The 14,911-nt window shown below is 68.6% G+C and carries 14 protein-coding genes; 13 read left to right on the forward strand and 1 reads right to left on the reverse strand.

Annotated elements, in window-relative coordinates; all coding sequences use genetic code 11:
• Positions 1-6: 6 nt before the first annotated feature.
• The 10 genes from HNQ07_RS11795 to HNQ07_RS11840 all read left to right on the forward strand — a co-directional run bounded on the left by HNQ07_RS11795 (position 7) and on the right by HNQ07_RS11840 (position 11,746).
• Positions 7-621, forward strand: a complete 615-nt coding sequence (locus HNQ07_RS11795) for an NADH-quinone oxidoreductase subunit NuoE (protein WP_184111980.1) — start codon at positions 7-9, stop codon at positions 619-621.
• Positions 618-1,958 carry an NADH-quinone oxidoreductase subunit NuoF gene (gene nuoF, locus HNQ07_RS11800; RefSeq protein ID WP_184111981.1) on the forward strand — a complete coding sequence of 447 codons (1,341 nt, stop codon included), beginning with the start codon at positions 618-620 and terminating at the stop codon, positions 1,956-1,958. Before HNQ07_RS11795 ends, nuoF begins: the two co-directional genes overlap by 4 nt.
• The gene (gene nuoG, locus HNQ07_RS11805; protein WP_184111982.1) at positions 1,955-4,126 is read left to right on the forward strand and encodes an NADH-quinone oxidoreductase subunit NuoG; all 2,172 of its coding nucleotides are present in this window, start codon (positions 1,955-1,957) and stop codon (positions 4,124-4,126) included. Before nuoF ends, nuoG begins: the two co-directional genes overlap by 4 nt.
• Entirely contained in the window at positions 4,126-5,298 is a 1,173-nt protein-coding gene (nuoH, locus tag HNQ07_RS11810; protein ID WP_184111983.1) for an NADH-quinone oxidoreductase subunit NuoH, read from the forward strand. Before nuoG ends, nuoH begins: the two co-directional genes overlap by 1 nt.
• A 33-nt stretch (positions 5,299-5,331) precedes the next feature.
• Positions 5,332-5,886 (forward strand): NADH-quinone oxidoreductase subunit NuoI, encoded by a 555-nt coding sequence (nuoI, locus tag HNQ07_RS11815; RefSeq protein WP_184111984.1) that lies wholly within the window; start codon positions 5,332-5,334, stop codon positions 5,884-5,886.
• A 73-nt stretch (positions 5,887-5,959) separates the two neighbouring features.
• Positions 5,960-6,553, forward strand: coding sequence for an NADH-quinone oxidoreductase subunit J (locus HNQ07_RS11820; RefSeq protein WP_184111985.1), 594 nt, complete (start codon positions 5,960-5,962; stop codon positions 6,551-6,553).
• Positions 6,553-6,855 carry an NADH-quinone oxidoreductase subunit NuoK gene (gene nuoK, locus HNQ07_RS11825; protein WP_184111986.1) on the forward strand — a complete coding sequence of 101 codons (303 nt, stop codon included), beginning with the start codon at positions 6,553-6,555 and terminating at the stop codon, positions 6,853-6,855. The genes HNQ07_RS11820 and nuoK overlap by 1 nt, the downstream gene beginning before the upstream one ends.
• Before the next feature lie 9 nt (positions 6,856-6,864).
• A complete protein-coding gene (gene nuoL / locus HNQ07_RS11830; protein ID WP_184111988.1) occupies positions 6,865-8,790 on the forward strand; it encodes an NADH-quinone oxidoreductase subunit L in 1,926 nt (641 codons plus the stop codon).
• Between the two features lie 32 nt (positions 8,791-8,822).
• Entirely contained in the window at positions 8,823-10,238 is a 1,416-nt protein-coding gene (locus HNQ07_RS11835) for an NADH-quinone oxidoreductase subunit M (RefSeq protein WP_373298014.1), read from the forward strand.
• A 2-nt stretch (positions 10,239-10,240) separates the two neighbouring features.
• Positions 10,241-11,746 (forward strand): NADH-quinone oxidoreductase subunit N, encoded by a 1,506-nt coding sequence (locus HNQ07_RS11840; protein ID WP_184111989.1) that lies wholly within the window; start codon positions 10,241-10,243, stop codon positions 11,744-11,746.
• A gap of 72 nt (positions 11,747-11,818) precedes the next feature.
• On the opposite strand, the gene cutA is transcribed toward HNQ07_RS11840, so the two are convergent.
• Positions 11,819-12,136 (reverse strand): divalent-cation tolerance protein CutA, encoded by a 318-nt coding sequence (gene cutA, locus HNQ07_RS11845; protein ID WP_184111991.1) that lies wholly within the window; start codon positions 12,134-12,136, stop codon positions 11,819-11,821.
• 109 nt (positions 12,137-12,245) lie between these two features.
• Here cutA and HNQ07_RS11850 point away from each other — a divergent pair, with 109 nt between their 5' ends.
• From HNQ07_RS11850 to HNQ07_RS11860, 3 genes are all read left to right on the forward strand, one after another.
• On the forward strand, positions 12,246-12,689 hold the full coding sequence (locus HNQ07_RS11850) for a LapA family protein (RefSeq protein WP_184111993.1): 444 nt from the start codon (positions 12,246-12,248) through the stop codon (positions 12,687-12,689).
• Between the two features lie 89 nt (positions 12,690-12,778).
• Positions 12,779-13,636: an acetyl-CoA carboxylase, carboxyltransferase subunit beta gene (gene accD, locus HNQ07_RS11855; protein WP_184111995.1), complete on the forward strand. Its 858-nt coding sequence runs from the start codon at positions 12,779-12,781 to the stop codon at positions 13,634-13,636.
• The gene (locus HNQ07_RS11860; protein WP_184111997.1) at positions 13,633-14,574 is read left to right on the forward strand and encodes an acetyl-CoA carboxylase carboxyltransferase subunit alpha; all 942 of its coding nucleotides are present in this window, start codon (positions 13,633-13,635) and stop codon (positions 14,572-14,574) included. The genes accD and HNQ07_RS11860 overlap by 4 nt, the downstream gene beginning before the upstream one ends.
• The last annotated feature ends 337 nt before the right edge of the window (positions 14,575-14,911 follow it).

Genomic DNA, 14,911 nt, shown 5'->3' on the forward strand with positions numbered 1-14,911 from the left:
GAAAACTTGACCTACTTCGCAGACAAACAACCCCTGGTGGCGGACATCTTCTCCCGCTACCCGGATTCGCCGCAGGGCCGCAGAAGCGCGCTGATGCCGCTGCTGCGCGAGGTGCAGGACGCCGAGGGCTTCGTGTCCGAACCGCGCATGGCGGAGATCGCCTCGCTGTGCGGCACGACCGCCACGGAAGTCCGCTCGGTGATGAGCTTCTACTCCACGTACCATACGGTGCCGACCGGGAGGTATCACCTCCAGGTGTGCTCCACGCTGATGTGCGCCCTGAAGGGCTCGGACGAGCTGTGGGACGAACTGGTGACGCAGCTGGACGTGCAGCCGGGCGAGGTCACGCCTGACGGCCGTTTTAGCGTGCAGAAGGTCGAATGCCTGGGCTCGTGCGGCACCGCCCCGATGATGCAGATCAACGACGACGGCTACTACGAGAATGTCGGCCCGGCGAAGTGCGCGCGGATTCTGGAGTCGCTCAGAAACGACCTCCAGCCGCTGCCGGACAACCCGGTGCCGGTCACGGTCACGGCCGATGGCCGGCAGACCCTGGCGAGCGGGGAAATCGTGGGTGCCAGCATCACGGGCCTGACGCAGCTGCCCGGAGGTGGCGCATGACCGTCGCGGAACCCGCTCCCAAGCCAATCACCAGCGCAAAAGATCCCCGGTTTGCCCCCACGCTGTACGCCTATGTGGGCCAGGATCAGAGCTGGACGCTGGACTTCTACCGCCGCAGTGGCGGGTACGAGGCCGTGAAGCGGGCGTTCGCCATGGGCGCGGACGCCGTGATCGACGAGGTGAAGAAGTCCGGCCTGCGCGGGCGCGGCGGCGCGGGCTTCGCCACCGGCCTGAAGTGGTCGTTCATGCCGCTCAAGGACGGCCGGCAGCACTACATCATCTGCAACGCGGACGAGTCCGAGCCGGGCAGCTTCAAGGACCGCTACCTGATGTCGGAAGACCCGCACCAGCTGATCGAGGGCATGCTGATCGCCGGGTTTGCCATGCGCGCTTCCGTCGGCTACATCTACATCCGCGGCGAGTACGTCCACGCCGCCGAGCGTGTGTGGGCCGCCGTGCACGAGGCGCGGGCGGCCGGGCTGCTCGGGAAGAACGTGCTGGGCAGCGGCTTCGACTTCGAGATCCAGGTGCACCGGGGCGCCGGCGCGTACATCTGCGGCGAGGAAACGGCCCTGATGAACTCGCTGGAGGGCCTGCGTGCCAACCCGCGCCTGAAGCCGCCCTTCCCGGCGGCGGCGGGCCTGTACGGTCTGCCCACGACCATCAACAACGTCGAGACCTTCTGCGCGGCCACGCAGATCCTGCGCTACGGGGCCGACTGGCACGCCGGCATGGGCACCGAGAAGTCGAGGGGCATGAAGCTCTTCCAGATCAGCGGCCCGGTCGCGCGGCCCGGCGTGTACGAACTGCCGCTGGGCACCACCTTCCGCGAACTGATCTACGACTGGGCGGGCGGCCCTCTGGAGGAGATGAAGGCCATCATCCCCGGCGGATCGAGCTGCCCCATGCTGCCTTTCACCGACAAGATCCTCGACACGCCCATGGACTACGAGTCGGTGGCGGCGGCGGGCAGCATGCTCGGCACCGGCGGCGTCACGCTGATCCCGAAGGCCGACTGCATCGTGAACGCCACGTGGAACCTCGTGCGCTTCTACGGGCACGAGAGCTGCGGCAAGTGCACGCCGTGCCGCGAGGGCATCTCCTCGTGGATGACCCGCATGTACGAGAAGCTGGTGCGCGGCCACGGTCAGCCCGGCGACGTGCAGCTGATTCTGGACATGTCCGAGAACATCGGGGGCCGGAGTTTCTGCGCCCTGGCCGACGCGTGCCTGGGGCCGGTGCTGAGCAGCATCGCCCTGTTCCGCGAGGAATACGACGCGCTTGAGCGCACGCAAAAACCGCTCTACCCGGCACGGAAGCGCTGGAGGGATGAATGAAAGTCGTTGTCGACGGCGTGGAACTCGACCTGCCCGCCGGAACGTCCGCCATTGACGCGGTGTTCCAGTCGGGCGGGGACGTGCCGTATTTCTGCGCCCACAAGTATTTGAGCCCGGTGGGCGCGTGCCGGATGTGCCTCGTGGAGTCCGGCTCGCCGCGCAAGAACCCCGACGGGACCTTCGTGATGGAGGGCGAGGGAGACGCGGCCACGCCGAAGATCTTCTGGTTCCCGAAACCCATGGCGTCGTGCACCATGCAGGCCACCGAGGGCATGCACATCCGCAGCGCGAAGACCTCGCCGGTGGTGGCCAAGGCGCAGGCGGGCATGATGGAGTTCACGCTCCTGAACCACCCGCTGGACTGCCCCACCTGCGACAAGGGCGGCGCGTGCGAGCTTCAGGACCGCGCCTTCGAATACGGCTACGGCGCGAGCCGCTTCGGCTTCGACCGCCGCCACGCCGACAAGCACTACCCCCTCTCGGAGTACGTGATCCTCGACCAGGAGCGCTGCATCCACTGCAAGCGCTGCGTGCGCTACTTCGAGGAGGTGCCGGGCCAGGAGGTGCTGGACTTCATCGAGCGCGGCGGGCACACCTTCATCGACACCGAGGAGGGCGGGCTGCCCACGGGTTTCCAGGGCAATATCACGGACATCTGCCCGGTGGGCGCGCTGCTGGACAACGTGGCGCGCTTCCGGGGACGCAACTGGGAGTACGACCACACGCCCACCACCTGCACGCTGTGCCCGGTGGGCTGCTCCATCACCGTGGACGCCCGCAACGGCCGCCTGGAGCGCATCGTGGCCGGCGAGAACCGCGACGTGAACGAGGCGTGGATCTGCGACGCGGGCCGCTTCGGGCACTCCTTCGCGTCCGCCGACCGCCTGACCGTGCCCCTGGTGCGCGGCGAGGACGGGCAGCTGCACGCCGCCACGTGGGACGACGCGATTAATGCGATCAACCGCGGCCTGGCCGGGCAGAACATGGACGACCTGGCCCTGTACATCGGGTCGGACAGCACGCTGGAGGAGGGGCTCGCCCTCGAATCGCTGGCCGAGCAGACCGGCACGAAGCATGTGGACCACTGGCCCCGCTACGAGGTGAGCCTCACCGCTCCCGCCGCGACCCTGACGGACGTGGCGACCGCCGATCTGGTGGTCGTGATCGGCGCGGACCTGGGCGAGGAAGCGCCGGTGCTGGAACTCCGGATTCTGGAGATGCTGCGCGGCGGCATCCTGCCGGCCGAGTTCGACCACGGCACCGCGATTGCCGACCTGCGCCTGATCGAGCGCCCCGTCCGCAAGCTCGAGAAGCTGATCGTGATCGGTCAGGAATCGCGCCTGTGGACACACGCGGGCACGCGCATCCCGGCGAACGGCATGAGCGGCGTGACCCGCCTGGCCACGCCCGACACCGACGACCTGCGCGCCGCCCTGAAAGCGCTTGAGGCCGCCGAGAAGCCCGTGATCGTCCTGGGCGCGGACGCCCTGAACGGCGCGTCCGGGTCGTTCGCGTCGGCCGTTGCCGGCCTCGCCGCCCGCACCGGGGCGAAGGTCATGGCGATTCCCGCCGGGCCGAACAGCCGCGGTCTGGCCGCGCTGAATCTCGTCCCGCGTGCTGGCGGACTGGGCTACGCACAGCTCGCGCAGGCGCCGGCGGCGTTCATCAGCCGGCTCGACCCGGGCGTCACCGCACGCGGCTTCACGGTCGTGCACGACACGCACCTGACCGCCACCGCGCAGCGCGCGGACGTGGTGCTGCCGGCCCTCACGAACTACGAGAAGCGCGGCACGACCGTGAACCTCGAGGGCCGCCTGCTGTCCCTGTCTCAGGCCGCCCTGAGCAGCGGCGAGGCCGCCGACCTGATCCGCACGCTGGGCGCGCTGGCCGAGGCGCTGGGCGTGCGGACGAAGGTGCGCGGCCTGAAGAGCGCCCAGGCGCTCGCCGCCGCGCGCTTTGGCCTGAAGCTCGACAGCGTGCCCGAACGCGGCGTGATCCACCCGCTGCCCAGCGCCCCGACCGCCCCGACCGCGCTGACGCACACGCCCCGGCTGTGGACGGAGCGCATGCAGGTGCGCCGGGACGACGTCGAACGCGCCGAACACATCAATTCGCTGGGTGGAATGACGCTGCCCATGCTGTCTATCCAGCCCGGGGGGGACGACTGATGCCCGATTGGCTCGCCGCCGCCCTGATCACGCTGCTCAAGGCCTTCCTGGTGGCCTTCGCGCTGCTCACCACCTTCGCGTACATGACGCTGGTCGAGCGCAAGCTGCTGGCGCGCATGCAGATCCGCTACGGCCCGAACCGCGTGGGTCCCATGGGCCTGCTCCAGCCCCTCGCGGACGCCATCAAGAGCATCTTCAAGGAGGACGTCAACGTCACCCTGGCCGACAAGCTGGTGTACACGCTCGCGCCCATCGTCGCCATCGGCATGGCGCTCTCCGCGTTTGGGGGGCTGCCGGCCGGGCCGGAGAACAGCCTGTTCGGGGAAGACCCGTGGGTGTACAACCTCAACGCCGGGATTCTGGCGCTGCTGGCGCTGACCAGCATGGGCGTGTACGGCATCTTCCTGGGCGGCTGGGCGTCGGGCAGCAAGTACCCCATTCTGGGCGGCCTGCGGTCGAGCGCGCAGATGATCTCCTACGAACTCGGCATGGGCATCAGCCTGCTGGGCCTGCTGATGCTGGTCGGCACGACGTCCTTCCAGGGCATCGTGCTGTGGCAGGCGCAGAACGGCTGGCTGATCCTGTTCCAGTCACTGGGCTTCGCGCTGTTCCTTCTGTCCGCGTTCGCGGAGACCAACCGCACGCCCTTCGACCTGCCGGAAGCCGAGCAGGAGATTGTCGCCGGGTACCTTACCGAGTACTCCGCGATCAAGTGGGCGCTTTTCCAGATGGCCGAGTACGTGAACATGATCACCGCGTCGGCCGTGATGAGCACACTGTTCTTCGGCGGGTGGAAGGGGCCGCAGTTCCTGAACGGGATCATCCCCGGCATCAGTGAGTGGCCGATCATCTGGCTGGTCGTGAAGATCGCGTTCTTCCTGTTCCTGTTCATCTGGGTGCGCGCCACGCTGCCCCGCCTGCGCTACGACCAGCTCATGCGCTTCGGCTGGAAGCTGGTGCTGCCCGTCGCGCTGGCGAACACCATGGTCACCGCCGCGTTCCTCGCGTACCGCGGCAGCGGCGGCCTGTGGTTCCTGGCGGTGCTCAGCCTCGCCGGTCTGGTCGCGCTGCTGGTGCTCAGCGACCGCGTGCGTTCCCTGTGGAACACGCCCACCATCCGCCGCGAGGACGAGGCTGTGCTGCCCCGCACGCGCCCTGCGGGAGGGGACTGATGCGCGCCCCATCACACATGAAAGGAGCCGGATATGGGCGTTCTTGAGATTGCCAAGGGCATGGGTCTGACGCTGGGAAAACTCTTCCAGAAGCCCGTGACCGTCAGTTACCCCGAGCAGCGGGCCACGTTGCAGCCGCGCTTCCGCGGGCGGCACATCCTCACGCGTCATCCCGGCCAGCGCCCCGGAGAATTGGGGCTGGAGAAGTGCATCGGGTGCAGCCTGTGCGCTGCGGCGTGCCCGGCGTACGCCATCTACGTGGAGGCCGCCGAGAACGACCCGGCGAACCCCACGAGTCCCGGCGAGCGCTACGCGAAGGTGTACGAGATCAACATGCTGCGCTGCATCTTCTGCGGCATGTGCGAGGAAGCGTGCCCGACCGGCGCGGTCGTGCTGGGCAACGAGTTCGAGATGGCGGACTACCGCTACGGCGACTTCGTGTACGGCAAGGAGGACATGCTGGTTGGCGTGACCGGCAGCCTGCCGCAGCGGCGCGAGGCCGCCCGCAAGGGCAAACCCGTGCGGCTGGGTTTCCAGGTGGAACACGGCGTGCGCGCCGAGCTGGAGGGGGTGACGTACCCGACATGAGCAGGACGCAGAGGAACGGAGAGAGTGGCGTGAGGGGTACAGACGCCGCCGGGCTGGGAAGTGGAGGCCACCCATGATGATCGCGTTCATTCTTCTGGGCGCGCTCGCCATCGCGGGGGGCGTGGTCGCCATCGCGGCCAGGAACGCGGTGCACGCTGCGCTGGGGCTGGTGGGCACGCTGCTGAGCGTGGCGGGGCTGTTCGCCACCATGAGCGCGTCCTTCCTGGCGGCCACGCAGGTGATCGTGTACGCCGGGGCGATCATGGTGCTGTTCCTGTTCGTGATCATGCTGCTCAACGCGAACGCGCCGGTCAGCACGGCCGATCCCATTCCGTACGTGCGGGAACTCGCGGGCATCGGGGGCACGGTGCTGGCCGGGGCCTTCGTGGTGCTGGCGTACACCTTCAAGGACCCGCAGCCGCTCGCGCGGGGTGTGGCGGGCGTGCGCGACGGCACGGCGAACGTGATGGGCGAGACGCTGCTGACGCGTTTCCTGCTGCCCTTCGAGGCGGTGAGCATCCTGCTGCTGGTCGCCATCGTGGGCGCGGTCGCGCTGGTGCAGCGTCCGGCGGCCCAGCCCGACGGCGTGGACGACCGCGAGGAGGTGCTGGCGCCCTCCGCGCCGGCGTCCGTGTCGCACCTGCCCGAGCGGGAGGTGAGGGCGTAATGGTGCCGACCGCGTCCTACGTGGCCCTGTCGGGCATCCTGTTCGCGCTGGGCATGATCGGCGTGCTGACCCGCCGCACCGCGATCATGGTCTTTCTGTCGGTGGAACTCATGCTGAACGCCGCGAACCTGGCCCTGGTGGCCTTCGCGCGGGCCTGGGGCGACCCGACCGGGCAGACCGCCGTCTTCATCGTGATGACCCTGGCCGCCGCCGAGGTGGCGATCGGCCTGGCGATCATCGTCGCCATCTTCCGCAAGCGCGAGACCACCAATGTGGACGCCCTCGCGGGCATGAAAGGCTGAGTGCTCGGCGTGCCCCTGTATCTGCTTCCCCTGCTGCCCCTGCTGGGTTTCGCCCTGCTGATCTGCGTTCCCCGCCTCTTTCCCGGCCGTGTGGGCGGCTGGCTCGGCTCGGGGATGGTGCTCGCCAGCTTCCTGATCGCCGTCAGCCGCTACTTCGGCCTGACCGACACCTCGCAGACCGAGACGCTGTGGACCTGGCTGCCGAACATGGCCCTGGGCGAGAACGGCGTGACCGTCAACCTGTCCGTGGGCTTCACGTGGGACCAGCTCTCCGCGCTGATGACCCTGATCATCACCGGCGTTGGCTTCCTGATCCACGTGTATTCGGTGTCGTACATGGGTCACGACGCCAAGTTCACGCGCTTTTTTGCCTTCCTGAACTTCTTCGTGGCGATGATGCTGATTCTGGTCCTCGCCGACTCGTACCCGCTGATGTTTGTCGGGTGGGAGGGGGTGGGCACGGCGTCGTTCCTGCTGATCGGCTTCTGGTTCGCGGGGCGTGGTAATCCCGCCGACGCGGCCAGCTTCCCCGCCCGCAACGCCGAGGGCACGAGCAACTCCAACGCCGCGCGCAAGGCCTTCATCATGAACCGCATCGGCGACCTGGGCTTCATGCTGGGCATGTTCCTGCTGTTCAAGACCTTCGGCACCCTGAGCATTCCGCAGCTCGCCGAGCGGGTCGAATCGGTGCAGTTCGACACCTCGACCCTGGAACTCGCGTGCCTGTTCCTGCTGGTCGGCGCGGTCGGCAAGTCCGGTCAGCTGCCGCTGACGACGTGGCTGCCGGACGCTATGGCCGGCCCCACGCCGGTCTCGGCGCTGATCCACGCGGCGACCATGGTCACGGCCGGCGTGTACCTCGTGGCGCGCAGCCACTTCCTGTACGACCTGGCGCCCACGGCCAGCACCTGGGTCGCGTGGGTGGGCGGCCTGACCGCGCTGTACGGCGCGCTCTCGGCCCTGAACCAGTACGACATCAAGAAGATCCTGGCGTACTCCACCGTGTCGCAGCTGGGGTACATGTTCATGGCGGTCGGCCTGCACGCGTACACGGCCGGGGTGTTCCACCTGCTCACGCACGCCTTCTTCAAGGCGCTGCTGTTCCTCGCGGCCGGCGCCGTGATCCACGCCGTGCACGAGGAACAGGACGTGCGGCAGATGGGCGGCCTGCGCAGGTTCATGCCCTTCACGCACGTGGTGTCGCTGATGGGCGTGCTGGCGATCTGCGGCATTCCGATCTGGAGCGGCTTCTTCTCCAAGGACGCGATCCTGGCCGCCGCCTTCGAGAGTAGTCCGTGGCTGTACGTGATCGGCCTGGGCGTGGCGCTGCTGACCGCGTTCTACATGGGCCGCTGGTACTTCCTGGTATGGCAGGGCAAGTACCGAGGCCACGCCCACCCGCACGAGGCTGATCCGGTCATGACCGCGCCGCTGGGCGTGCTGGCCGCGCTCGCCACGCTGGGCGGCTTCCTGAACGTGCCGTCGTTCCTCGGCGGCGGGCACGCCTTCGACACGTACCTCGGCCGGGTCGTGCCGCTCGAGGGCCACGAGATCGCCGCCTCGACCGAGGTGCTGCTGACCGTGCTGGCCGTCGCGGCCGGGGTGATCGGCCTGCTGTGGGCCTTCGCGGAGTACCGCCGCGGCAGCCTCACCGATGGCCCGCTGGGCGCCGCGAGCACCAACGCCCTGTACCTCGACACCGTGTACGACAACCTCGTGAGTGCGCCCAGCCGCACCCTGGCCGGCGCGCTGGACACCGCCGACCGCGGCACCGACGGGCTGATCAACGGCATTGCAGGCAACGCGGCCGCGCCGGGCGGGCTGTTCACCATGTGGCAGAGCGGCTTCGTGCGCGCCTACGCGGTCAGCATGCTGCTCGGCACGGCGGCCATCATCGGCTACTGGGCGCTGAAGGCGATTGGAGGTGGCCTGTGAGCCGCGACTTTATACGGCTGCTGCCCACCTTCATGATCTTCCTGCCCATGCTCGGCAGCTTGCTGCTGCTGGTCACGCCGAAGCGCTGGCGCGACGAGATGGCGGGCCTGCTCTCGGCCCTCACGCTGGGCATCGGCTTCGTGCTGTGGCGCGCGGGCGGCTCGGACCTGCTCAGTGTGCAGTGGGTGCCGGCACTGGGCATCACGTACTCCACGGAGCTGTCCGGCGTGAGCCTCGCGCTGGCGATGGTCGTGGCCTTCATGAGCTTCATCGCGGTGCTGTACGCCGCGCGGCGCATTCCCAACCCCGGCACCATGCTGGCCCTAATCCTGGCGATGGAGACGGGACTCATCGGCATCTTCGCCGCGCGCGATTTGGTGCTGTTCTACGTGTTCTTCGAGGACGCCCTGCTGCCGTCTCTACTGATGCTGGCCATCTACGGCAAGCAGCACCGCATGCGCGCCCTGGTGAAGTTTGCGGCCTACACGCTGTTCGGCTCGCTGCTGATGCTGGTGTCGATCATCGGAATCAAGTACCTGGGCGGCAGCCCCACCTTCGCGCTGGCCGACCTGCGCGCGCACGTGCTGCCCGCCGGAAGCACGCAGACGTGGCTGTACGTGGCCTTCCTGACCGCCATGGCCGTGAAGCTGCCGCTGTGGCCGCTGCACGCGTGGCTGCCGGACTTCCACGAGCAGAACCACGACAGCGGCATTCCCGACGTCATGGGCACGCTGTACAAGGTCGGCGGCTACGGCGTGTTCACCTTCGGCATCACGCTGTTCCCGGACGCCAGTATGGAACTGCGCCCCATCCTGATGGGCCTCGCAGCGTTCACGGCGCTGTACGCTGCGTGGATCGCGTTCCATCAGGCCGACTGGAAACGCCTGCTGGCCTACGCCGGCCTGTCGCACATGGGCTTCGTCGCGCTGGGCGTGTTCTCGCTGAACGAGACGGCCGTGATCGGCGCAATGTACCTGCTCGCGTTCCAGAACCTCTACACCGGGGCGCTGTTCCTCGGGGTGGGCATGCTTCAGGAACGCACCGGCAGCATCGCGGTCCGGGTCGGCGGCGTCATGACGCAGGCGGGCGCGCTGGGCGGCCTGACCCTGGCGCTTTGGCTGGCCAGCATCGCCGTGCCGGGGCTGGCGGGCTTCATCGGGGAATTCTCGATCCTGCTGGGCGCGTATCAGGTCTACCCGTGGCTCGCCTTCCTCGCCGGGATCACCACCATCGCCGCCGCCGCGTACGCGCTGACCGCCTTCCAGCACACCTTCTGGCAGGCCCGGCCGCCCGGCGGGATTCCCGTGGCGGACCTCGTGCATACGGAGTGGCTGATTCTGAGCCTGCCGCTGGCCGTGGCGATCTTCTTCGGCGTGTACTCCGCGCCCGCCCTGAACCTGATGCAACCTGCGGTGAAAGCGGTGCTCACCGCCCTCGGGGGGAACTGACCATGCTGACGACCCCCACCGGAACCGACCTCTACGCCCTGGGCGCGCTGTTTCCTATCTTCGCGGTGCTGTTCGGCGCGCTCCTGAGCACCCTGCTGGGTTTCTGGGTCAGCCGCCGCGTGCTGACGTACCTGAACATCGGCATGCTCGTGCTGTCCGGGGCGTCCATGATCGCGCTGTGGAACCAGGGCCGCGCGGCCTTCACGCAGACCCGCGTGCTGGACGGCCAGTCGCTCACGACCGCCTCGCTGCATGCCGACAACCCGGCCCTGTTGCTGGGGCTGGTGATCGTGGTCGGCAGCCTGATGACCCTGCTGGTGTCGCTCGACACCGCGTGGCGCGCCCGCATCTCCTTCCCGGAGTTCGACGCCATGCTGATGTACGCGGTCACCGGCGCCCTGCTGATGGCCTTCTCCGGCGACCTGATCGTGCTGCTGATCGGCCTGGAGATCATGAGCCTGTCGGGCTACGTGCTCTCGACCTTGCAGGACTCGCGCCGCGCCGAGGAGTCCGGCCTGAAGTACTTCCTGCTGGGCGCAGTCGGCAGCGCCATCCTGATCTACGGCATCGCCTTCGTATACGGCGCGACCGGCACTCTGAACTACGCCGAGATCGCCCTGCGGGTCGGCTCGGTGTCGGGCCTGTTGCCGCAGAACACCGGCATCCTGGTCGGCGGGGCGCTGCTGGTGCTCGCGGGCTTCGCGTTCAAGATCGCGCTGGTGCCGTTCCACCAGTGGACGCCGGACGTGTACTCGGGCGCGCCCACCTCGGTCAGCCTGTTCCTGAGCACCGTCGTGAAGGTCGCGGCCTTTGCGGGCATGCTGCGCGTGTTCTCCGGTGCCCTGGCCGACGCGCCCGGCTGGGCCAGCGTGCTCCAGATCCTCACGGCCGCCACACTGATCATCGGGAACACCGCCGCGCTCCTCCAGCGCAACTTCAAGCGCATGCTGGCGTACTCGGCGGTCGCGCACACCGGCTTCCTGGCGATGGCCCTGCTGGGTACGCCCGCCACCGGCGGCGCCGCCCTGACGTATTACCTGCTGGTCTACACCCTGATGACGGCCGCCGCCCTGGCGATCGTGGCTGCGCTGCAGCGCACCGAGGCCGGGATGGAGATCACGGACATGCGCGGCCTGTACTACCGGCATCCCGGCTACGCGGTCGCGCTGGCGATCTGCCTCGCGTCGCTGGCGGGCCTGCCACCCTTCGCGGGCTTCTTCGGAAAGTACCTCGCGTTCCAGGCGGCCTTCCAGAACGGCTACGTGTGGCTCAGCGTGCTCGCGGCCCTCACCAGCGTCGCCGCGTTGATCTACTACCTGCGCCCCGGCATGCTGATGTTCATGCCGGACCGCACGCCCACGCGCGAGTACGCGCACGGCCAGCGGCCTCCCACCACCCTGACCGTCGCGATCGGCGTGGCCGGCGTGACCGTGCTGGGCCTGCTGCCCAACCTGTGGTACGGCTGGGTCAGCAACCCGGCGATCTGGCAACTCCTCGCGGGGCGCTAGGGAGCTGAGGGCACAAAACAGGAGAGGCAGAAGCGTGGGCTTCTGCCTCTCTTCTCTTCGGGCCCCTGCCTCTTACTTCCGGTCTTCTAGCGATTCGCGCAGCCACGCCTGGAATTCCGGCAGGGCGCGGTCGAACTGCAACGCAATGATTTCCGGCACCTCATACGGGTGCAGGGACTTGATGCGCGCCTCGAGTTCCGGGTATTTCTCGCCGCTGGTCTTGATCAGCAGCATCGTCTCGGGGTCCTCGGCGATTTCGCCCTGCCAGCGGTACACGCTCTGCACGCCGCCGACCACGTTGACGCAGCCGGCCAGGCGTTCCTGCACCAGGGTGCGCGCCACGTCGTGCGCCCGTTCGGGGGGGAGGGTGACCATCACGACCAGGGACATGGGGGCAGCATACCCCCGGTCCGGGCGGGATTGTCGGTGCGGCGCGCCCGGAACTCACGAAGCGCTTAGGCTTCGCGGGGCGCGGGCGGGGGAATGTTACGCTGCCGTCATGCGGACTGTCGTCCTGATCGTCGTGCTGGTGCTGCTGGCGCTGTTTGCGCTGCTGAACACCAACGCGCTGATGTTTCCCCACACCATCAGCCTGGGCTTCGTGACCTACACCGGCGTGCCGATGGGCCTGGTGCTGCTGATCCTGGGAACGCTGCTGGCCCTGATCTTCTACTTCTGGGCGGGGCTGTCGGGCCTGCGCGCGCAGGCGGACTCGGCGCGGCTGCTGCGCGACATCGAGCAGCTCCGGGTCACCCTGGACAGCAAGGAGGGCAGCCGCTTCGCTCAGCTCCAGACGCACATTGACGAGCGGCTCAACGCCCTGCCGGCCGCGTCGGGCAGCAGCGAACTGAGCACCGTGAACGCCCGGATCGACGCGCTGCAACGCGACGTGAACCTGCAACTCGCGCAGCTCGACGATTACCTCAAGGGCAAGCTCGGCTGAATATGGGCGGCCGCCCGCTGGACGCAGTGCAGCCCGCAGCGCCGGGGCCGCATAGAATGCACCGGTAGAGTTCAACCGGGAGGAATGTCATGGCCCTAGATCGTTTTTTCCGCCGTCGCCGTCCGCAGCAGAAGGGAGAGGGCGCGGACATGCCGGACCTGTGGACCCAGTGTCCCCACTGCAAGGAAGGGCTGTACAACCGTGACCTCGAGGCGAACGCCTTCGTGTGCCCCAAGTGCGGCCATCACCTGCGCCTGGACGCCGGCAAGCGTGTGGACGTCCTGCTCGACGAGGGCAGCTGGACGCAGCTGTCCGGGCGCGTGCGGCCCGTCGACCGGCTGGACTTCAAGGACACCGAGGCGTACACGGCGCGCCTGGAGCGCGCGCAGCGCAAGGCCGGCCGCCCCGACGCGATCCTGACCGGCCACGGCACGCTGGACGGCCTGCCGGTCACGCTGGCCGTGATGGACTTCGCGTTCTCCGGCGGGAGCATGGGCAGCGTGGTGGGCGAGGAGATCGCCCGCGCCGCCGAGTACGCCGCGCAGCACGGCACGCCGCTGATCATCGTGACGGCCAGCGGCGGCGCGCGCATGCAGGAAAGCGCGCTGTCGCTGATGCAGATGGCCAAGACGACCGTCGCGCTGGACGCCCTGAGTGCCCGCGGCCTGCCATATGTGAGCGTCCTGACCGATCCCACGACGGGCGGCGTGACCGCCAGCTTCGCCACCATCGCGGACGTGATCGTGGCCGAGCCCGGCGCGCTGATCGGCTTCGCGGGCCCGCGCGTGATCCAGCAGACCATCCGCCAGAACCTCCCCGAGGGCTTCCAGCGCGCCGAGTTCCTGCTGGACCGCGGCATGGTGGACGCCGTGGTGGACCGCCGCGAGCACCGCACCTACCTGGGGTCGCTGCTGGGCCTGCTGATGCACCGCGAGGCGAGCGCGTGACCGCCCCCGACGCCCTGCAGGAACTCGAGGCGCGCGTGCGTGATCTGGAGGGCACCGCGCAGAAGACCGGCCAGAACCTTGACGCTGCCCTGACCCCGCTGCGCGCCGAGGTGCAGCGCCTGCGCGAATCGCGTCCGCCGCCCACCCGCTGGGAGCGCGTGCAACTTGCCCGCGCCGCCGGCCGGCCCACCGCCCTGGACTACGTGGAGCGGCTGTGCACCGAGTTCCACGAACTGCATGGCGACCGCCGCTTCGGGGACGATCCGGCGCTGATCGGCGGCCCGGCGCGCTGGCAGGGCATTCCGGTCATGCTGCTGCTCCAGGAGAAGGGACGGCAGACCAAGAGCAAGATCCGCCGCCGCTTCGGCAGCGCCAACCCGGAGGGCTTCCGCAAGGCGGTGCGCCTGATGGACCTGGCCGAGAAGTTCGGCCTGCCGGTGGTCGCACTGGTCGATACCCAGGGCGCGTATCCGGGCCTGGAGGCCGAGGAGCGCGGGCAGGGCTGGGCGATTGCCGAGAGCATCCGCCGCATGCTGTCGCTGCGGGTTCCGGCGGTGTGCGTGGTCATTGGCGAGGGCGGCAGCGGGGGCGCACTGGCCGTCGCGGTGGGCAACCGCGTGCTGATCCAGGAGAACGCGTGGTACTCGGTGATCTCGCCGGAGGGCGCCGCGAGCATCATCTGGAAGGACGCCGCGCAGGCCCCGCTGGCCGCCGAGGCCTTGAAGCTCACCGCGCCGGACCTGCTCGGGCTCGGCATCGTGGAGGAGATCATCCCGGAACCGGTCGGCGGCGCCCACCAGGACGCCGACGCGGCCGCCGTGCCCGTCGGTGAGGCCGTGACCCGACACCTGCGTGAGCTGATGGCCCAGAGCCCGGACGAACTCCTGCGGCAGCGCGGCGAGCGTTTCCGGCGCCTGGGGGCGTTCGCGGAGGGCTGACACCCGGTTCCGCTGGGATGACCGCTGGCCAGGTACAGTCTGACTTTCATGGTCATCTGCCGTCGGAGCGCCCTGACGGCAGATGTTGCCTGCGGGCCTGATCCAGCGCCAGAGCACTGTCGAACCGCCGTTTCCGCCGTCTTGAGCGGCCCTCGATCTGAGGTGGTGTTCTCAAGACCGGAAGGGCCAGCGAAGGACTTCTGACTTCAGGACGGCGACGGTCCTTGGTGATCCCGTTCGCACCCACGCTGAGTACCGTGAGCAAGGCATGAGGTCTTCACAACTGGGAACGCTGGACGTTACATGAATTTCTTAGCCTGGGGCGTCAGTTTTCTGG

Origin of the sequence: Deinococcus metalli (assembly GCF_014201805.1) — a bacterium.
GTDB lineage: Bacteria > Deinococcota > Deinococci > Deinococcales > Deinococcaceae > Deinococcus > Deinococcus metalli.